Below are 20,170 nucleotides of genomic sequence, written 5' to 3' on the forward strand. Positions count from 1 at the left end.
CTAGTTCCGGCGAAGGACCTTCGATCTAGAGCTGGTGGCCCATCTTGAAGCCGATTTCCTCGCCCGGATCGCCGGTCATCGCGTCGCCCGGCCCGCGGGTGTAGGAGAAGCCGTCGGCACCTACGGTCACCTCCATCTCCGAGGAGTGGGTGCGCTTGACGACGTCCTGCGGCTTGCCGTCAAGGTCAAGGACCAGGGAGGCCTCGGTGTACCAGGACGGTACAACCGGGTTGCCCCACCAGTCGCGGCGCTGGTTGTCGTGCACGTCCCAGGTGATGACCGGGTTGTCCGGGTCACCGGTGTAGTAATCCTGGGTGTAGATCTCGATGCGGTGGTCATCCGGGTCCAGGATGTAGAGGTAGAACGCGTTGGAGACGCCATGGCGTCCCGGGCCGCGCTCGATGCGGTCGGACATGCGCAGCGCGCCCATCTTGTCGCAGATCTGGATGATGTTGTGCTTCTCGTGGGTGGAGAAGGCAACGTGGTGCATGCGCGGGCCGTCGCCGCCGGTCAGGGCGGTGTCGTGCACGGTGCCCTTGCGGTGCATCCAGGCTGCGTAGGTGACGCCCTGGTCGTCCTGGATGTCCTCGGTGACGCGGAAGCCCAGGTCCTCGAGGTACTTGCGGCCGCGCGGGACATCGGGGGTGACCTGGTTGAAGTGGTCCAGGCGGACCAGCTCGCCGGCCGAATAGATGTCGTAGCGCTGGTGCAGGCGTTCGACGTGCGTGGACTCGAAGAAGAACTCGTACGGGAAGCCCAGCGGATCCTCGACGCGGACAGAGTCGCCGATGCCGCGCACGAAGCCTTCGGTGCGGCGCTCGGTGCGGCAGCCCAGTTCCTTGTAATAGGCCTCGGCGGCGTCGACGTCAGCGTTGGAGCGCACACGGTAGGAGAATGCTGCCACCGCTGCGATCGGGCCGAGGGTCAGTACCAGGTTGTGGTGGATGAACTCCTCGAAGGAGCGCAGGTAGATCTGCTTGTCGTCCTCGTAGGACACGTGCAGGCCGAGAAGGTCGACGTAGAACGCACGGGACTTGGCCAGATCGGTGACCACGATTTCCATGTACGCGCAGCGCAGGATATCGGGAGCCGGGACGGAGGGCTTGGGGATGACGTTGGACATGATTCGCTCCTTTGCGGAAAAACCGGAAAAACTGGGTGGGGGTGCGGGTTAGGCGCCGAATTTGGGGGTGTGGACCGTGCCGAGGGTGATGTGCACAGCCTGCTGGTCCGTGTAGAAGTCGATGGAGCGGAAGCCGCCCTCATGTCCCAGGCCGGAAGCCTTGACGCCGCCGAACGGGGTCCGCAGATCCCGGACGTTGTGGCTGTTCAACCACACCATGCCGGCTTCGACGTTCTGGGAAAAGTTGTGGGCGCGGGTGAGGTTCTGCGTCCAGATGTAAGCAGCCAGGCCGTACTTGACGCCGTTCGCCAAAGCCAGCGCCTCGTCGTCGTTCTCAAACGGGGTGATGGCGACTACGGGACCGAAGATTTCCTCTTGGAAGATTCGAGCCTCGGGCAAGACATCCGCGAAGACGGTGGGGGAGACGTAGTTGCCGGTCTCCAGGCCTTCGGGACGGCCACCGCCGGCAAGCAGGCGGCCCTCGGTCTTGCCAATTTCCACGTAGGACATGACCTTGTTGTAGTGCTCCGGGTGAACCAGCGCACCCACCTCGGTCTTGGGGTCGTGGGGGTCGCCCACCACAATGTTCTTGGCCCGTGCGGCGAACTTTTCACAGAATTCGTCGTAAATGGACTGCTCCACCAAGATGCGGGACCCGGCAGTGCAGCGTTCGCCGTTGAGGGAGAAGACGCCGAACAATGCGGAGTCAATCGCGGCGTCGAGATCGGCGTCGGCGAAGACCACGCAGGGGCTCTTGCCGCCGAGTTCCATGGACAGGCCCTTAAGTCCGGTCGCGGCGTTGCGGAAGATGGTCTGACCCGTGGTGGTTTCACCCGTGAAGGAGATCAGCGGCACGCCGGGGTGTTTGACGAGCGAATCGCCGGCCTCTTCGCCAAGTCCGTTGACCAGGTTGAAGACGCCCTGCGGCAGGCCAGCTTCTTCAAAGATGGTGGCCCACAAGGAGGCGGACAGCGGGGTGAACTCGGCGGGCTTGAGCACCACTGTGCAACCGGAGGCCAGCGCCGGGGCGAGCTTCCAGGACTCGAGCATGAACGGCGTGTTCCAGGGCGTAATAAGTCCGGCAACGCCGATCGGCTTGCGGTTGACGTAGTTGATCTGGGCGCCGGGGACCTTCATGGCGTCGTCGAACTGGGCAACGATCAGGTCTGCGAAGAAGCGGAAGTTTTCCGCGGCTCGGAGAGCCTGGCCGCGGGCCTGGGTGATTGGCAGGCCGGAGTCGAACGTTTCCAGTTCGGCCAGGCGCGCTTCCTGGGCCTCAACGGCATCGGCGATCTTGTTCAGGATGCGGGCGCGCTCACGTGGCTTCATCCGCGGCCACGGGCCGTTGTTGAAGGCCTCGGTGGCGGCGGCCACGGCCAGGTCGATGTCAGCCTTTTGCCCGGCGGCGGCCGTGGCGTAGTTGCCGTTGGAGACGGGGTCCAGCACGTCAAAGGTCTCCCCGCCAACGGAATCGACAAATTTGCCGTCGATGTAGTGCTGGATGTGGGTGGGCAGGTTGTCCGGAAGGTAGTGCTCAGCCATGATGAATGCTCTTTTCTGCGTCGTTGCCGAGATCAGCGATGGGTTGTGGATGATTGCATTAGTAGGAGAGGGCCAGTGGTCCTTGGGCCTGTTGTTCGGGAGTGCTGCGTGCCAGATAGGCGTCCAGAGTGGATGCGCGGTGGGCGCGGGCGGCCCGTTCGATGTCTTCGACGGGGGCGCCGCTCTCGAGTATTTGCAGCAGCCCTTCATGCTCGGCCACGGATTCACTGGCCCGTCCCGGGACATAACTGAACGTGGATGAGCGCAGAGCCTGGAGCCGGTTCCAACCGCGGTGGACGAGGTCCAGGATGTGCGGGTTCGGGCAGTTCTCAAACAACACGCTATGGAATTGCTGATTTAGTGAGGTGAAGCGGACCGGGTCAAAATTATTCAGACACTCGCGCATCTGTGCGTTGATGGCCCGTGCGCGCGTAATGTCCGATGCCGTAATCAACGGGGCGGACAACGCTGTGGCTGCGCCTTCCACAATGCTCAGCGTCTGCATCGTATACAGGTACTCCGTCGGGTCGATCCCGGCCACCGTGGCGCCGACATTGCGTTCAAATGTCACGAAATTTTCCGCCTCGAGCCGGCGGATTGCCTCGCGCACCGGCACCACGCTGCAGCCCAGATCTGCGGCCAGCGCGGCCAGCACCAGCCGGTAGCCCGGGGTGAACTCGCCGCCGAGAATTTTGGCTTTGATGGCGGTGTACGCCTGCTCTGACTTACTGATCGAGGGTGAGCCCGCGTTCCGCTCGGTCACGGCTGCGCCGCCGGGTTGGGATGCGTGGCGGCCCACTCGGCGAACTTCGCCTTCCACGCCGCATTCATCGGGTACAGGCCCTCGACGCTGTGGCCTTGGGTGACCATTTCAGCGATGTAAGTTTCCTCGTGTTCCTGGATGATGGCGGCGTCTGCAACCTCTTCTGCCAACGACGGCGGGATCACGAGGACCCCGTCCGAGTCGCCAACGATGATGTCACCGGGCTGGACGGTGGCGCCACCGCAGGAGATGGTCAGGTCCGTGTCCCACGGAATGTGCTTGCGGCCCAAAACGGCCGGATGCGCGCCAGTGAAAAAGGTGGGCATGTCCAATGCCGCCACAGCGGCAACGTCGCGCACACCGCCGTCGGTCACGATGGCCGCGGCGCCCTTGATCTGGGCGCGCAGGGCCAGGATGTCCCCGACAGTTCCCGTTCCGGGCTCGCCGCGGGCCTCCATGACCAACACATCGCCCTCATTGAGCGTGTTGATGATGCGTTTCTGGGCGTTGTAACCGCCGCCATGGGCCTTGAACAGGTCCTCGCGGTTGGGCACGTAGCGCAGGGTGCGGGCGGTGCCGGCGATCCGCAGTTCCGGGCGGGTGGACTTGAGCCCGTCGATGCTGACGTTGTTCAAGCCGCGCTGGCGCAACTGGGCGCTGAGCGTTGCCGTGCCAACGCTGGTCAGCTTGCGCTTGAGCTCCGCGCTGAGGCCCTTTGGTGCCAGACCAGCGGCTTCGGCGGAGCCCCAGGCCTCCTCCCGGTCGCCGTCGGTGGTCTTGGGTTTGTTGCCGAAGTCCGCCAGCTCTTCGGTGCCCTGGACGACGGCGGTGCGTAGCCGTCCTGTGCTCAGCCCCGCGGCCGGGGCGTCGACTTCGACCTCGATGACATCTCCGGGGCCGGCAACCGAGGAGCCTGCAGGAGTCCCGGTCAAGATCACGTCCCCTGGTTCCAGCGTCATGAGCTGAGACAGGTCGGCCACGATCTGGCTGAAGGGGAAGATCAATCCGGCGGTGGTGTCGGACTGGACCAGGTTCCCGTTGAGCCAGGTCCGCACGCGCAGGTCCGCCGGGTCAACAGCGTCCGCCGGGATGAGAGCCGGGCCGAACGGGGTGAAGCCGTCGCCGGACTTGGACCGTACATTGGAACCCTTGTCCGCGTATTTGAGGTCATACACACCAAGATCGTTGCTTGCCGTGACATGCCCAACATGTGACCAGGCGTCGTCGACGCTGACACGGCGTGCCGCAGTGCCAATGACAAGGGCGATCTCGCCCTCATAGGCGAGCAACTCGCAGCCGGCAGGACGTTCGATCTCCGAGCCGCTCAGGCTCAACGACGATGAGGCCTTCAGGAAGTAGGAAGGCTTGGCCGGGGTGCGGCCGCGCTGGTCGGCACGCGACTGGTACGCCAGATGGACGGCGATGACCTTGCCGGCCTGCTTGACGGTGGCTGCGGTGACTTGTTCCACGGAACACTCCTGGGATGGTGGGTTGCTGGCCCTGAGAATAAGATACGAAATCGTATACAATCATCGTAGTCATGTTACCTCGGTCACGTCAACCCTACGACGAGGCTCATGTAAAGTGCTCGCGAAATGGGGCGGGTGCCTCAGTTGAGAATTGCTAGCGAAATCTCTTGGGCATGCCCCAGGTGGCTTTGCCCATGCGCGTTGCCAGTGGCTTCGCTTGCGCAGGAATGACAGTGGCGCATTGCCAGCACCCCCGTTGGCGCATAGCCGAAGTGGCTTTGCCCATGCGCGTTGGCAGCGGCTTCGCTTGCGCATGTCCCTGGTGGCTTTGCCTATACGCATTGCAGGCCTCTTCACTTGCGCAGGAATGACAGTGGCGCAGTGCCAGCACCCCCGTTGGCGCATAGCCGAAGTGGCTTTGCCCATGCGCGTTGGCAGCGGCTTCGCTGGCGCTGCGCATCATGCGCAGATGAAGGTCCGGGCAGCGGCCACGACAAGCCACACTGGAATGATTCCGCGAGCAACTTGAGATGATGCACCACGCCCTAAAAGTAACCCCACATCCAGCCCCATTTGGATGTCTGCAGGGTCGCTTGGAGGCAGCTCCGCGGTGTCTGATGTGGCGCTGTGTGTTGGCCGGTGGCCCTCAGTCATACCCGGCGCATGCTCGGTGTGCAGGCCACTTACTGGAGTTGGGCCTCGACAGCACGTGCGCTGCCCACGAGGCGCGCACCGATGGTGCTCGGATCGCCACCGGACCCCAGAAAGACTACACAGATGGCTGCCGGCATGCCTCCGGGGACGTGGATGGGCGCGGCAATCGCAGAAACTCCGGGAAGGACTTCGTCGTGGCTCGTGGCGAAACCGGCGGTCCGGGCGGCACGCGCCTCGGGGCGGTAGGGCAGGCCCGGTGCCAGCCGCGCCCACGCGTCCTCACTCATGGCGGACTGGATGGCAATTCCGGGCGCGCCGGAGCTGAAGGAATGACGCGTGCCCGGTCGCTGGGCCAGGGTTGCCCCTGAATGGCGGGGCTCCACTGTCAGAAGGGTCACCGAATCGCGGTGATCCCAGACGGCAATGAACGCCGTCATGGACAATTCGTTGGCAAGCTCAGTCAGCTCGGGAAGGGCCGCTGTTTGCAGATCGCGTGCGACGCCGCGGGCCAGGGCTGCCAATCCCGGGCCGGCCTGGACACGGCCGGCGTCGTCCCTGATTAGCAGTGAGTGATCTTCGAGGGTGCGCAGTATCCGGTAGGCAATGGAGCGATGCACGCCCAGCGCATCGGACAGTTCGGCGATGGTCATGGGGGATTGGGACTCGGCCAGAATTTCCAGGGCGCGGATGCCGCGTGACAGGGTTTGCGAATGGGCAGGGGCCTTCGCCTCGCGGCCGTCTACTGCATCTAAATTCACGTCGTCATCCTTCTTAGTCGCCGGAGAGTGGTTGCCCTTGCGGCCATGGCGTTGATTGTTCTGTATTAGGAACGTCAATCGAATTATAGAACTTATTCTCTGGCATACAGGTGGGGCGCGGGCAAATGCGGAGGGGCCGTACGGCAGATACCGTGCAGCCCCTCCGCATCATTAAGCGAAATCTCAGGCGGAGGTGTCCGGTGCCCCGCCGTAGCCGATGCCACGGTAGATGTCCGGGCGGTCCTTCTTGAGCTTCAGGCCCCAGAACAGCCCCGCAATGCCGGGCACAACCACCAGTGCCGGCAGGATCCACGAGAGCGCCGAGTTGCCATCGGAGCCGATCAGGACATTGAAATTGACCACGATCAGCACGAACACTGCACCGAGTGTCAGTGCCGACAGTGTCGGCGCGATCACCCGGATCCACAGGGAGTACCCGGCCGCGTGCTTGCGGAAGTAGCCAATGACGGCCACCGAAATCAGGACCAGGAGCAGCACCAGGCCGAAGGCTGCGGTGTTCGTCAGCCACGTGAAGAAGGTGAGCACGGGGTACAGCTCGCCGAGCGGGGATCCAATCCCGGCGACGGCAAACACGGCCAGCATGACCAGGGCCAGTACTGACTGAGCCAGCGACCCGGCCACCGGGGCGTGCCGTGCGTTGACGCGGGCAAATCTGCGTGGCAGAACGCTTTCGCGCCCCAGCGAGAACACATACCGGGCCACCGCATTATGGAAGGCGATCAGGGCGGCCAGCAGGCTCGTAATGAACAAGACCTGGGCAATGTCGGAGATAAACACGGCGCCGTGACCGGAGAGGAAGGCGAACAGCAAATCGGGGCCATACTTTTGTGATTCTCCAATGATCTGGCTGGGGCCTGTGCCGATGGTCATGGCCCAGGCGGAGAATGCATAGAAGACGGAAATGATGCCAACCGCAATGAACGTGGCCCGGGCGATGGACCGGGCGGGATCCTTCGCCTCTTCGCTGTAGATTGCGGCCGATTCAAAGCCCATGAAGGCCGCCATGCTAAAGGCCAAGGCTGCGCCGACGCCGGTGGTGAACAAGTCCGACGGGGCCAATCCGGCGCCGCTGACACCCTCCGGGCTCACAGCGAGGGCGATCACGTCGAAAACGATGACGGCAACAAATTCCAGCCCCACGAGCACGCCGATGATCTTGGCGGACAGGTCAACCTTGTTGATCCCCAGCCAGCCAACAATGGCGAAGCCAACCAGTGCCGCCGCCCACCACGGGACGTTGAGTCCAAGCTTGGCATTGACGAAGGACGCCGCGGCAAAGCCGAACAGGCCGTAGATTCCGATCTGCATCGCGTTGTAGGAGATCAGCGCAACCCAGGCGGCTCCGACCCCGGTGGCCCGGCCCAGGCCCTGTGCAATGTAGGCGTAGAAGGCGCCGGCGTTGCGGATATGGGCACTCATGGCTGCGTAGCCAACGGCGAACAGGGCCAGGCAAACGCCGAGGACGATGAAGGAAAGAGGTATTCCGACGTTTCCGGTGACGGCGAAGTTGCTGGGAATGCCTCCGGCCACCACCGTCAACGGCGCGGATGCTGCGATGATCATGCAGACGAGGGCGGGCACGCCGAGCGTGCGCTTGCTGAGTCCTTTGCCGGTCCCGCGGCCGGCGTTGGTGCCGGTGGACGGGAGAGTCTTTTCCTGTGACATTAAAACCTCCATTGGGAGAATAAAGATGTCTTGAGTGTGTCACCTATCACACATGCTGGCTTGTTGTTCGCGGCACCGCCGTTGACTAACCGTGCAGGACTTCCGCGGAGCCCACAAGGACCAGGGCCTGACAAGGCGGGGGCCGCCACCAAAATGGTGAAGGCCCCCGCCGACGTGCTGTGATGGCGCTGTTAGCCATTGATGACCTGCGGCACGCCCAAGGCTTTGAGGCCTTCGACGCCGAATTCGAGTCCGTAGCCGGACTGCTTTGCCCCGCCAAAGGGGATGCGGGGGTCCACTCCGCCGTGGGAGTTGATCCAGACGGTGCCGGCTTGGAGGCGGGCCGCGACACTGCGGGCCGCGTCAAGGTCGGCGGACCAAACGGAGGCGCCGAGTCCGACGTCGAGCCCGTTGGCCATCGCCACTGCCTCGTCGACGGAGCTGTACCGGATGATGGGCAGGGCCGGGCCGAACTGTTCCTCGGCAACCAGTGGATTGTTGTTCTCGATGTCGGCCACGAGCGTGGTGGGGTAGAAGTAGCCCGGCTGTCCTGTTTCCGGGTTTCCGCCCAGCAGCACACGTGCGCCCGAGTCCTTGGCGGCCTCCACGAGGCGGGCAACGATGTCCAATTGCGCCTTGTTCTGCAGTGGGCCGAGCATGTTGTTTTCGTCAAGGCCCACGCCCATGGGCATGGCGGCGGCCACGGCCGTGAGTTCTTCGCAGACGGCGTCGTAGATGTCCTCGTGGACATAAAGGCGCTTCAGGGCCGCGCAGGTCTGGCCGGTGTTGATGAACGCACCCCAGAACAGGTTCTCGGCGATGGCCTTGGGATCGGCGTCCGGGAGTACGATTCCGGCGTCGTTGCCACCAAGCTCAAGGGTCAGGCGCTTGACCGTGCCAGCCGAGGACTTGATGATCGCCTTGCCCGTTGCCGTGGAACCGGTGAACATGATCTTGCCGATCGCGGGGTGTTCGGCCAGTCGGGCGCCAACATCCCTGCCGCCGCTGACGGCTGAAAGCAGGCCCTCGGGGAGTTCCTGGTTTAGCACGTGGACCAGCGCCAGCACGCTTAGCGGGGTGTACTCGGAGGGTTTGACGACCACGGCATTGCCCATGCGCAAGGCCGGGGCGATCTGCCAGATGGTGATCATCATGGGCCAGTTCCAGGGCCCGATGGCACCGACCACACCGATGGGCCGGTAATGGATTTGGGCGTGGGTCGCCCCGTCGTCAACCACGGTCTCGGCGGCCAGCTCGGTTGCCGCGGTGGCACGCAGCCAGGCCGCGCAGGCGCCGACCTCGAAGCGGGCGTTCGGGCCGTTCAGCGGCTTTCCCTGCTCGCGGGAGAGCAGGCGGGCGAGTTCTTCGGCAGAGCGGTCGACGGCGTCGGCCGCCTTGAGCAGTACGGCACTGCGTGCCTCATGGCCAAGAGCGGCCCACGCAGGCTGGGCCGCAGTTGCCGAAGCGATGGCACGTTCCAAATCCTCGACCGTATGGACCGGTGCCTCGCCGACGATTTCGCCCGTGGCGGGGTCCAACATGGTCCTGGTCTCGCCGGAGACCGGTGTAATCGCCGTGAGAAGGTCAGTGTACGTTTCCATGGATGCTCCAGTTCGGGTCAGTAAGTGCAACGCCGGTGGGGGCGCTGCAGTGATAATTCAAGTCTTGCCGACCATCCGGGCACCGGTCTTGTCGATCCGTGAAGACCTGTTGCCCCCAGGCGAACACCTGCAGGCCCGATCAGCGGGACGAGCGGTTTTTGCCTTCAGGTGCGACTGTTGGACAGGCGATATGTACTGGGAGGTTCGCCAAAGGCGTCGCGGAAGACGCGGCTAAAATGCGCCGCGTCCACGAATCCCCAACGGGCGGCTATGGTGCTGACCGGGCGGTGGGCCAGGAGGGGGTCGCGCAGCTCGCGCCGGCAATTCTCGAGCCGGCGTGTGCGGATCCAGTGGGCCACAGTGGTTCCTGCCTCCTGGAAAACATTGTGCAGGTGCCGGGTGGAGATGAAGTGGGCGGAGGCGACGCTTGCCGGGGACAGGTCCGGATCGGCCAGATTGGCCTCGATGAAACGGCGGATCCTGCCCAGAAGTTCCTCATGCGGGCGCCCGGGGCCGCGCTCTGCCTGGTCCAGTTCCGCCGCAAACAGTGTGCTCAGAAGGTCCACGGTGTTGTGGGCCAGGCGGTGCCCGCTGGGTCCGGAAAGTACTTCTAGGTTGTCTGCCAGTTGTGTCATGAAGGGGCTGATCATCCGTCCAAGTCCCTTGTCGGCGGCCATCCGTGTTGCTGTCAGGTGACCCACTGAACCGGCCGGCAGGTCGAGGGCATCGTGGGGAAACATCAACACCAGAGTGCGGCAATCGGATTCGAAGGCCAGCGTATAAGGGCGGCTGGTGTCATACACGGCAAGGTCGCCAGGTTGCAGGACGGCTTCGCGGTTGTCCTGGACCAGAATCCCGGTGCCAGCCAGCTGCAGGTTGAGTTTGAAATAGAGACGGTCCGAACTGGCAATGAGCGACGGGGTGCGGTGCACGCTGTGACCGGTGGCCGTCACCTCAATGATGGACAGTTCGTCGAGGAGCCGGGAGCGCAGCCTTCCGTGAAAGTGGTCCGGGTCGCTGGAGCGGACGTGCAGCGGCACAAACGACTTGGAAATGAGGTCGTGCCATGCGGCAAAGGAATGGGCCACAGCGGTTTGCACGCCGTCGGCGGTTTCAAGTGTGGAGTTCATTCGAAATTCCCTTGTGTTGGGCAACACTTTTCCACCACTCTAGTGACTCATGTGGTCCCTGTCACTTATTTTCAACAGTCGGCGAATAAAAATTACCACTACCGGCTCTCAATTGCGTGGGCGGGGTCCAGGAGCAGCAGGTACGCGTCCAGCTGGGCGTTCAACTGGGCTGGCAAATGTTCCCCGGGTGACATGGCGGCAATGATCTGGGCGCCCAAGAGTATGCACATCAGCTGGTTGATGATGTCCTCGTCCTTGATTGGTACTGTGACTTCGCCCCTGCTTCGCGCCTGGCGCAGGTGCACTTGCAGTCCGGCGCGCCACTGGTGCATGGATGATTCATGCAGTTCGGTCTTGGTGGCATCAGTGAGGGCTTTCTGCCAGAAGGGGATGACAATCCGGGCCTCGTTGATGCGGTCCTCGTCCAGCGGCAGCACCTCCTGGCAGAAGCCGTGCAGCGCCTCTATGCCCACTTTTCCGGCGGTCCGCTCCGCAATGCGCTGGTTGGTCCGATTGAAGACGTGCCCGAACGCGAAGGTGATGAGGCTGTCCTTCGTGGGGAAGTAGGGCTTCAGTGCACCATTGGCAAAGCCTGCCTCCGCAGCGATCTCACGCATGGTGGCGCCCTCGATCCCGTGCTGGGCAATGATGCGCCAGGTGGCGTCGACCAGCTCGAGCCGCCGCTGGTCATGGTTGACAATTTTCGGCAATTCATTTCTCCAGACGGGCGGTGCGGACCGGGCGATATGGCTTGATCCCTTGTGATGCATCTTACGTGTGTGTATTCTCTACAACCATAGAATAAAAAAACGTGAACGACCGGTTTCCGGCCGCCCACCCACGAAAAGAGCAGTCATGACAGTCACCAACGACGTCGACGTCGCGCCACTCGCGCTGGCCTCGGCCGCTGAAATTACCTCCGTGCGAGAAATCCTTCAGACCGCCGGGCTACTGGGGGAGTCAGCGCGCATCGCTTATCTGGGTCTCTTGGATCCACCTCGGGGGCAGCAGGACGACTCGTCAGTGAACCGCCGATACCGCGTTTTTCTGCACGACGTTTCCGGCGGTGTGCCCAAGGATGCTGTGGTTTCGGTGACCAGCGGCACCGTGGAGTCCGCCGTCGAGCTGGACACGGCGGTCACGGGGGAGCTGCCCGTTCTGGAAGAAGAGTTCGCTGCGGTGGAGGAAATTCTTGCCACGCACCCCGAATGGCTAAAGGCCCTTGCGGTTCGAAAGTTGGACGTTGCCAAGGTGCGCGTGGCACCCCTGTCCGCGGGTGTTTTTGACTACCCCGAAGAAAAGGGACGACGCATTCTGCGCGGGCTTGCCTTTGTTCAGGACTTCCCGGAAGACAGCGCCTGGGCGCACCCGGTGGACGGCCTGGTTGCCTACGTTGATGTGACCAACAAGACCGTTGATGCGGTGCTGGACTTTGGTGCGGTCCCCGTCCCCGCCGAACATGGCAACTACGCGGACCCCGGGCTGACTGGTCCCCTGCGGGAAACACAAAAGCCGATCAGCATCACGCAACCTGATGGCCCCAGTTTTGTACTCACAGGCGGTAACCACATCGAGTGGGAGAAGTGGAGCCTTGACGTTGGGTTCGACGCCCGTGAAGGAGTGGTCCTGCACAACCTGGCGTTCAATGACGGCGGGCGGAAACGTTCCATCATCAACCGCGCATCCATCGCCGAGATGGTGGTGCCCTATGGCGACCCCTCTCCCGTGCGGTCCTGGCAAAACTACTTCGATACCGGCGAATACCAGGTGGGCCAATACGCCAACTCCTTGGAGCTTGGCTGCGACTGCCTCGGCGAGATCACCTACCTAAGCCCCGTCATCAGCGACGCCTTCGGCAACCCCCGCGAGATCCGCAACGGCATCTGCATGCATGAGGAAGACTGGTCCATCCTCTCCAAGCATTCGGATCTGTGGACCGGGATTGACTACACTCGGCGCAACCGCCGCATGGTGATCTCCTTCTTCACGACCATTGGCAACTACGACTACGGCTTTTACTGGTACCTCTACCTGGATGGCACCATCGAGTTCGAGGCCAAGGCCACCGGCATCGTCTTCACCAGCGCCTACCCCGGCAAGGGGTACCCCTATGCCTCCGAATTGGCGCCGGGGCTCGGCGCGCCGTACCACCAGCACCTGTTCGGGGCGCGCCTTGACATGGCCGTGGACGGGCTGGTCAATAGGGTGGAAGAGGAAGACGTGGTTCGCGTGCCGATGGGCGTCGGGAATGAACGCGGCAATGCATTCACCCGCAAGCGCACCGTTCTGGCCACGGAGTCCCAGGCAGTCCGCGAGGCGGACATGCGCGCCGGCCGGACCTGGGTTGTTTCCAACCCAACCTCACTGAATCGGCTGGGGGAGCCGGTGGCCTACAAGCTTCATCCCCAGGGCCAGCCCATGCTGTTGGCTGACCCGGAATCCTCGGTGGCCCAGCGTGCCACATTTGCCACGAAAGACCTGTGGGTGACGCAATTTGCGCAGGAGGAGCGCTACCCGACGGGTGACTTCGTCAACCAGCATTCAGGCGGGGCGGGGCTGCCGTCATTCATTGCGGCGGACCGTGATCTCGACGGCCAGGACATTGTCCTCTGGCACACCTTTGGGCTGACGCATTTCCCTCGCGTGGAGGACTGGCCCATCATGCCTGTCGACACTGTGGGCTTCAAACTACGCCCGGAGGGCTTCTTTGACCGCAGCCCGGTCCTTGACGTGCCGGCCAGCAGCCCGGCCGGTGCCAGCCATTGTGGTGGAGCTGGCGGCGATGACAACTGCCACTGCTGACACGGTAAACAGGGCCAGCAGTGCCAGAACCATTAGAGATGGGCGGGCCGGGCTGCCGGTCCGCCTGTGCGCGGCCGTCGCAGTGGCATCCGTCGGGGCACATGTGTTGATGGCGTGGGTGCACCGCGCCATGCTGTGGGAAAGTGCGTTGATGCTGCTCATGGCCGCCGTCTGCCTTCCGTGCGCCGTGGCCATGTGGCGCCGCGGCCACGAGCAGGCAGTGCAGGGTCTTTTCGTGATGTCCCTGGTCATGGTGGCCGTGCACACTGGATTTCTCTTGGGGCCGGGTTCCATGGCGGGGCCCCACCACGCCGGCGTGGGGTCGATGGTCACCCGGACGGCTGGCTCGCATCCGCAGCCTTCCGCGATGTTGGGCATCGTAGCCCTTGAACTGGCCGTGGCAATGCTGGCGGCGTTGGTGATGCGGCGCTCGCGAACATGCACCGCGCAATAGCTGGTCCCTACGCCGGGCCAAGCCAACTGCGTGCTGCCCAATCAGCTCCAGGAGAATACTGAGTCAACGGCATTGTAAATAGTTGTGAAGTGGGAAGGATCGGAGCCGCACGCGGGAAAGCACTTCGGTGTGCATAGTTGGAGCCATAAGGCCGCAGTCCCCCTGACAATGCCCGACGGCGGTTTGCCACCGCAGCCATGGCCGGTGTCGCCGTCTACATCGGCATCGACGTCGTGCTCCAGTTTCTGCCGCCGCACTACAGTGTGGTCAGCGCCGCCGAAAGCAACCTGGCCGTAATCCCTTTTGGGTGGATCATGAAGCTGAGTTTTCCGGGCCGGGCCGTCACCACCTTCGCGGTCATGGCTGCCCGGTCTGGCACCAGAGATCGCGAATGCCTCCTACAACGCGACGGGAATCCGAATTCGGTTCGATGACCCGATCAAGCCCCCAGTATGGGGTGGTCGTGAATTACGGCTCTACCAGGTTTTCTGTGAAGAATGCACGAAGGCCGCCGCTCTTGATGCCCGCAAGAGTCAGACCCCGGTAGTCGGACGTCATTCCGGCAGGAGGTGGTTTGGGAGCCTGTTTCCCGGCGCACGGCCGCGGATTTCGAGCAGATCCCGGGCATGGGAGTGCAAGCGCTTGTCTTCATCTGACAGGGGAACCCAGTGCGGAACCGGCAGTGAGTTGCCGGCGTCGTCCCGTGTCACCATCACGGTCAGGCAGTAGGTGGTCAGGTTCATCTCATGTCCTTTGGGATCGCCTGACCTGACGTGGACTGCGATGTGCATGCCCTTCGTTCCCGTGTAGACCAGCCGGGCCTCGACTTCCACCACGTGGCCGATCAGCAGTGGCCGGTAGAACCGAACGCCGCCGGAGAATACCGCCACGGTGTCGTTCCCGCAGTAGCGTGATGCGCACACATATGCTGCTTCATCGATCCACTTCATCACGATCCCGCCGTGAACCTTGCCACCCCAGTTCACGTCCGTGGGGGCGGCCATGAATCTCAAGACCACACGCTCGGCCGTCCCGGCATCGGTGTATTCCTGCGCCTTCATGGCCGCCACAACCTCCTCCCGGACTTTGATCCGGGCCAGGGCATTATCGCGGTGTTCAATCTCCTCCTGCGTGGCGGGCTCAAAGGGCGTCACCGCAGTTGGTTTGCCGTCCGGGCCCACGGCCACGAATATCACGATGCACTGACTGCGCATCGTGGGGATTCCACCCCTAGGATCGCCCGAGGACACCACAGTGCGAATGTGCATCGATGAGCGTCCGGTATAGACAATCGTTGCCTCCACCTCCACCATGTCTCCGCTATTGACAGGGTCCGCAAAGTGGATGTTGCCCACATAGGCCGTCACGCAATAGGACTTAGCCCAGCCCACCGCAGCGGCGTAGGCCGCCTTGTCCACCCACTCCAGCACAGTGCCGGCATCCACAGAGCCGCTGTGGCCGACGTCAGTGGGGGCCGCAAGGAAACGAAGGGTCACGGAATTGGCGCCAGTCTCGCTCATGAAACGAGTCTATTGAAGTGATGGAAGGTCTAAATGCGAACAAGTCTCATACGCTGTTTCTCCCGTCACATTCATACCTCTTGAAATCCTTCGTTTCCGAGCATGGCAGCCAGACCGCCAGCCCAACCACCCTGGACAAAGTACGACGGCGGCACCCACGCAAGGTGGGTGCCGCCGTCGTACTTCCCTTGGGTATTACCGCGTAGAAGCAGCGGCTGGCTTGCGCTTGTCAAAGATGGTGGCGCCAACCTCCTGCTCGTGCTGGTTGGTAATGCTGAGGTCTATCCCGGAGCGGTCCTTGAGCATGATGACCGCGGCCAGGCCGATGAGCGTGGTGAGCAGCAGGTAGCCGGAGATGGCGAGGCTGGTGCCGGTGGCCTGCAGCAGCCACTGGGCGATCAAGGGGGAGAAAGCCCCGCCCAGAATGGCGCCGAGGGCGTAGGAGATGGAAACGCCGGAAAAACGCACCGAGGCCGGGAAGATCTCGCTGTACCAGGCGGCCTGCGGGCCATAGGTCAGGCCGAGGCCAAAGGTCAGCAGCAGCAGCGCCAGGTACAGGGCCCAGAGTTCGCCGGTGTTGATCAGCAGGAACAGTGGAAACACCGTGAGGGCCATGACGGTGTACCCGATAATGTAGGTGCGCTTACGCCCAATTTTGTCGGCCATGCCGCCTGCCAGAGCCGTGAAGATGAGCCACATGGCTGCCGCAAATGTCATGGCGAGCAATACGGGGGTCTTCCCCAGGCCCACGATGCCGTCGGGGTTGGTGGCGTAGCTGGGGATGAACCCTCCCGTGGCCATGTAGCCGACGGCGTTGTTGCCGACAAAAACCAGAGCAGCCAGGATGACCAGGCGCCAATGCTTGCGGAACAGCTCGAGGATGGGAACCTTGGGCTGCAGCTTCATTTCTGCGATTTCCAGGAAAACCGGGCTCTCCTCCACGGCGCGGCGCACAAAGTAGCCAACGCCGATCAGGACGAAGCTGAGCAGGAACGGGATGCGCCAGCCCCACTCCAGGAAAGCGTCGCCGGGGGCGATGACCCCTGTCATCAGCGCCGTGACGCCGGAAGCCAGCAGCAGACCCAAGGGGACGCCCAGCTGCGGGAACGAGCCAGCCCGTCCGCGCTTGTTGGCGGGTGCATGCTCAACAGCCATCAGGACGGCGCCGCCCCATTCGCCACCTGCCGAGATGCCCTGCAGGATGCGCAGGATCAGCAACATTATGGGAGCCAGCACGCCCGCCGTGGCATAGGTGGGCAGCAAGCCGATGAGCATGGTGCTGAGGCCCATCAGCAAAAGGGTCAGCACGAGCATGGCCTTGCGGCCAATCTTGTCGCCGTAGTGGCCGGCCAGGAACGCGCCGAGCGGGCGGAACAGGAAGCTGATGCCCACGGAAGCGAAGGCAAGCAGCAGACCGATCTGGGCGCCAGCCGGCCCAAAGAACAGCTGGGCAAACACCAGGCCGGCGGCTGTGGCGTAGATGAAATAGTCGTACCACTCGACGGTGGTGCCGATGAGGGTTGCAAACGCGACGCGTCTCTGCGTGCGCCGTGTGTCGACTGCTCTTGAGCTGCTCATGGTTGTAGTCCTTGAATTTGGTCCGAAGATACCGGCCGGCCCCTGCGCACCATTGCGGTTGCGGACCGAGTGACGGTATGTAATCAGTGTCACAGTAAAATTACCGTGAGTAAACTTATGAAAGTAGTCAAACTTATTCGGTTTTATGAAAGTAGGATGCCTTGTCCAAGTTCACTCTGCGCCAGTTGGAACTGTTTGTGGCGCTGGCAGACTTTTCCACGCTCAGCGACGCGGCAGCCTCCCTGCATTTCTCCGAGTCCGCGCTCTCACAGGCAATTACACGACTGGAACGCGCGGTAGGCGAGCAGCTGTGCATCCGCCGCAAGGCGAGGGGACTGAAGCTGACCCCTGCCGGGGAATACTTTGCTGTACGGGCCCGGGCGCTTCTGACCGAGGCGGAGGACCTGGTAGCTGAGATGAGCGGGGCGGCCGGGCAGCTGAAGGGACCGGTCAAGCTGGGCTGCTTCGCCAGCTTCGCCGCCAGTGTTTTGCCCGCCATATTGGGAGGATTCCCCAAACTCCATCCCGGCGTGGATGTGGAGGTCGTGGTGGGCACACATGACGAGTTGCTGCCCGCGCTGGAGAACGGCCGACTGGACCTGGCCATTGTTTACGACATGCAGCTGCCGCTTGGATTGCAGCGCCAAACCATCTATGAAACCGAGCTGCAGGCGGTGCTGCCCGTTGACCATCCGCTGACGCGGCAGGAAACTGTCGATTTGCCTGAGCTGGCCCAGGAACCGTTGATCATGTACGACTCCAGCCCCAGTACGGCCAACACCCACCGGGTCTTTGCGGACCGCGGCCTTCGCCCGACCATTGTGGCGCACATGCCACAGATCATTCTGGTCCAAGCCCTGGTGGGTCGCGGGTTGGGCTACGGGCTCTTGATGTCCCGTCCGAACTGGTCACCGATCTCCATGGAGGGACTCCCGGTGGCGGTGCGCCCGCTGTCTCCACCGGTCAGCCAGACCACCATGTCGGCTATTTGGCTCGAGGGTTCCCGGCTCAGTCCCCGCGCGCAGGCACTGCTTGATTTTACTGTCGAGACGTTCAGGGTTCCGCCGGACTAGCCTGGCCGCTGTTGAGTGTTGGAGGCAGCCGCCGGCCACGCAGCAAGGCTGCCGTAGTTGCAGCCTGCAGGTCTAGAGAGCCAGCCCATTCAGCCGCTTTTTGACGGCCGCTGCGTCAAACGAGTCCGGGTCGATGTCTTGGCCCTTGCGCAGCCCAAGCCACGCGCGGATGTTCCGGTGCTCCGGATGGTTGGCATCGCGGGAGGTGGCCACCTTGTCCATCCAACCGTGCGGACCGAATGAGTCTTCTTGTGGTGCGTGTCCGGCGCCCTCGGTGAGCTGCGGTAGCTTTCCTGGCTCAGCCGCCGGCAAGACTTCCTCCAGCGTGATGGTGTGCTCCCAATCGTCGCCAAAGTCGTACTGGTAATGCATGGCGTCAGAGGGTGCCGATAGCAAGGAATTCAAGGGAACATTCCTTTCATCCAAGGGAGGCGTACCCCAATGATCGGCCTCGGGATCGTCGGGGGCATAGTGAACCCCTGTGGTGTGATCACCGATCCGGAATTCATGCAGGTGGCGGTCCTCCCACGCGAACAGGCGCTGAATGACCTGGTGAAGCTCGTCCAGGGCGATCTCGGCGGGAACATGCACACGGCGCCACACGGCCGGAGTGATGCCATCGACCTGGATTTTGAGCTGGTAGGTGGCTTCCGACGGCGCACGGGTGGCTGCCCGGTTCTGCGCTGCGGCCTCCGCTGCGAGTTCCTCCGTCTTGTCATCGAGGAGCCTTAGCGCGGAGGCGAGTGGACTGCGCAGGGCTGGCGGGACCACGATGTGTGCGCCGATCTCCACCAGGCCCTCCTCGGCCGCCTGGCGGATCTGCGAACCCACCACCACTGCCTGAAATGCCCTGGGATCGGTGAGGATACTTGGCCCAAAGAGGGTGTCCGCTTCCACGGGCTTGTTGGACGCGGCGTCCGCCAGGGCCATGGCAACCAAGGCATGGATCGATTCTTCGGGGTCAAAGGCGCCGTAGGGGATGACGAAGTCGTAGTACAGGAAGTAGGCCAGCACCTCGGTGTCATGCTCGGCGCCGGCAGGATTGGTGCGCAGCTGCTTGCCGATTCGGCTCGCCTTGACGTGGTTCGCCGAGACAACAATCAACCTCGCATCAATCAGCGCTTGCCAGTATTGCATCAGGCGCGGCAGCTCGACCATGGAGGTCACCCGCCGTGGCGCGTCAGGGGCTGCCATGGGATCGTGCCTGGACGTGGCTGATCCGACGGCATTCATGCCGACGCAGGCGGCGGCCTCGGCGATGTCCTTGCGGAGCAAAAGCCGCGAGTCTGTGAGCTTGCGGCCCTCGCCAATCCACGCCAGCAGTGCTACGGCGCGTTGCACGAAAACCAGTTCCGCGCGTGCGGCGCCAGCCTCCTGCGGCGTGAGCTGCGGGAGAGCCACATATTTCGAAAGCGCGCTGCTAGCTGCCGCGCGTTCCGGGCCTGTCATGTGCAACAGCTGTGCCAGATCGTTTTGGGTCCCCGTCCAGGCAAGTGTTGATGACAGGAACTGCAGGTACGTGTTCAGGGCCAGCCCGATGCCTAGCCGCATTTCAGGGTGGAATTCCCCCGCAGATTCAAGAATTTTAGCCGTCATGGGGACTTCAAGGTTGCTTGCATCCACGGCAGGGACGCTTTGGGCGTAGTTCTTGAAGAAGTTCATCAACAGTTCGCAAAGCCAGTCGAGCTGTTCAGGGTCCACGCCTGCTGCGTCGGCCCAGGCGCGGAATGCGGGCAGGATGGGATCCAGTGCCCGCTGCGCCACAGCATCCGTGAAGGAGAGCACTGATTTGGGCTTGGCGGATGCTGCCGGATTGCCGGAGCGGGACGTCTGGGACTTCTTAGCCACGTGATTCCTTCGAGGGACGGAGACTGTTAAGTTCAACCGTAACCGTAACCGTAACCGGATTGCGGCGTGGGGCGGGGGCGGGCGCCTGGGCGAGTCACGCCGTCGTGCACGCCGGGAGCGCGGCCGCCCCTGGATGGGGGTGCCCAGATGACACATGATGATCACAGAG

The 20,170-nt window shown here is 63.0% G+C and carries 16 protein-coding genes; 4 read left to right on the forward strand and 12 right to left on the reverse strand.

The window, feature by feature from the left end; all coding sequences use genetic code 11:
- Positions 1-25: 25 nt before the first annotated feature.
- From hpaD to CVS27_RS01365, 9 genes are all read right to left on the reverse strand, one after another.
- Positions 26-1,123 carry a 3,4-dihydroxyphenylacetate 2,3-dioxygenase gene (gene hpaD / locus CVS27_RS01325; protein ID WP_103463932.1) on the reverse strand — a complete coding sequence of 366 codons (1,098 nt, stop codon included), beginning with the start codon at positions 1,121-1,123 and terminating at the stop codon, positions 26-28.
- Between the two features lie 48 nt (positions 1,124-1,171).
- Positions 1,172-2,665 carry a 5-carboxymethyl-2-hydroxymuconate semialdehyde dehydrogenase gene (gene hpaE / locus CVS27_RS01330; protein ID WP_103463933.1) on the reverse strand — a complete coding sequence of 498 codons (1,494 nt, stop codon included), beginning with the start codon at positions 2,663-2,665 and terminating at the stop codon, positions 1,172-1,174.
- A gap of 58 nt (positions 2,666-2,723) precedes the next feature.
- On the reverse strand, positions 2,724-3,428 hold the full coding sequence (locus tag CVS27_RS01335; RefSeq protein WP_103464113.1) for a GntR family transcriptional regulator: 705 nt from the start codon (positions 3,426-3,428) through the stop codon (positions 2,724-2,726).
- Entirely contained in the window at positions 3,425-4,897 is a 1,473-nt protein-coding gene (locus tag CVS27_RS01340) for a fumarylacetoacetate hydrolase family protein (RefSeq protein WP_103463934.1), read from the reverse strand. Before CVS27_RS01340 ends, CVS27_RS01335 begins: the two co-directional genes overlap by 4 nt.
- A gap of 683 nt (positions 4,898-5,580) precedes the next feature.
- Positions 5,581-6,309, reverse strand: a complete 729-nt coding sequence (locus CVS27_RS01345) for an IclR family transcriptional regulator (RefSeq protein WP_103463935.1) — start codon at positions 6,307-6,309, stop codon at positions 5,581-5,583.
- Positions 6,310-6,492: 183 nt separating this feature from the next.
- Positions 6,493-7,995, reverse strand: coding sequence for an APC family permease (locus CVS27_RS01350; protein WP_103463936.1), 1,503 nt, complete (start codon positions 7,993-7,995; stop codon positions 6,493-6,495).
- A gap of 191 nt (positions 7,996-8,186) precedes the next feature.
- Positions 8,187-9,596 carry an aldehyde dehydrogenase family protein gene (locus CVS27_RS01355; protein WP_103463937.1) on the reverse strand — a complete coding sequence of 470 codons (1,410 nt, stop codon included), beginning with the start codon at positions 9,594-9,596 and terminating at the stop codon, positions 8,187-8,189.
- Positions 9,597-9,760: 164 nt separating this feature from the next.
- On the reverse strand, positions 9,761-10,726 hold the full coding sequence (locus tag CVS27_RS01360) for an AraC-like ligand-binding domain-containing protein (RefSeq protein WP_103463938.1): 966 nt from the start codon (positions 10,724-10,726) through the stop codon (positions 9,761-9,763).
- 98 nt (positions 10,727-10,824) lie between these two features.
- Positions 10,825-11,436 (reverse strand): TetR/AcrR family transcriptional regulator, encoded by a 612-nt coding sequence (locus CVS27_RS01365; RefSeq protein WP_103463939.1) that lies wholly within the window; start codon positions 11,434-11,436, stop codon positions 10,825-10,827.
- A 145-nt stretch (positions 11,437-11,581) separates the two neighbouring features.
- On the opposite strand from CVS27_RS01365, the gene CVS27_RS01370 reads away from it, so the two are divergent.
- The 3 genes from CVS27_RS01370 (at position 11,582) to CVS27_RS01380 (ending at position 14,416) form a co-directional block, all read left to right on the forward strand.
- Positions 11,582-13,528, forward strand: a complete 1,947-nt coding sequence (locus CVS27_RS01370; protein WP_103463940.1) for a primary-amine oxidase — start codon at positions 11,582-11,584, stop codon at positions 13,526-13,528.
- Positions 13,509-13,982 (forward strand): hypothetical protein, encoded by a 474-nt coding sequence (locus CVS27_RS01375; protein WP_103463941.1) that lies wholly within the window; start codon positions 13,509-13,511, stop codon positions 13,980-13,982. The genes CVS27_RS01370 and CVS27_RS01375 overlap by 20 nt, the downstream gene beginning before the upstream one ends.
- 197 nt (positions 13,983-14,179) lie before the next feature.
- Positions 14,180-14,416, forward strand: coding sequence for a hypothetical protein (locus tag CVS27_RS01380; RefSeq protein WP_103463942.1), 237 nt, complete (start codon positions 14,180-14,182; stop codon positions 14,414-14,416).
- Positions 14,417-14,536: 120 nt separating this feature from the next.
- Here CVS27_RS01380 and CVS27_RS01385 read toward each other — a convergent pair whose 3' ends face one another.
- Both CVS27_RS01385 and CVS27_RS01390 read right to left on the reverse strand, forming a co-directional pair.
- Positions 14,537-15,502: an acyl-CoA thioesterase gene (locus tag CVS27_RS01385; protein ID WP_103463943.1), complete on the reverse strand. Its 966-nt coding sequence runs from the start codon at positions 15,500-15,502 to the stop codon at positions 14,537-14,539.
- 195 nt (positions 15,503-15,697) lie between these two features.
- On the reverse strand, positions 15,698-17,080 hold the full coding sequence (locus tag CVS27_RS01390; RefSeq protein WP_103463944.1) for an MFS transporter: 1,383 nt from the start codon (positions 17,078-17,080) through the stop codon (positions 15,698-15,700).
- Between the two features lie 161 nt (positions 17,081-17,241).
- Here CVS27_RS01390 and CVS27_RS01395 point away from each other — a divergent pair, with 161 nt between their 5' ends.
- Positions 17,242-18,153: a LysR family transcriptional regulator gene (locus CVS27_RS01395; protein WP_103463945.1), complete on the forward strand. Its 912-nt coding sequence runs from the start codon at positions 17,242-17,244 to the stop codon at positions 18,151-18,153.
- 72 nt (positions 18,154-18,225) lie between these two features.
- Here CVS27_RS01395 and CVS27_RS01400 read toward each other — a convergent pair whose 3' ends face one another.
- Complete coding sequence (locus CVS27_RS01400; protein WP_165788231.1) at positions 18,226-20,001, reverse strand: plasmid pRiA4b ORF-3 family protein; 1,776 nt, start codon at positions 19,999-20,001, stop codon at positions 18,226-18,228.
- Positions 20,002-20,170: the final 169 nt, after the last annotated feature.

Source organism: Arthrobacter glacialis (assembly GCF_002909445.1).
In the GTDB taxonomy this organism is placed as follows: domain Bacteria; phylum Actinomycetota; class Actinomycetes; order Actinomycetales; family Micrococcaceae; genus Specibacter; species Specibacter glacialis.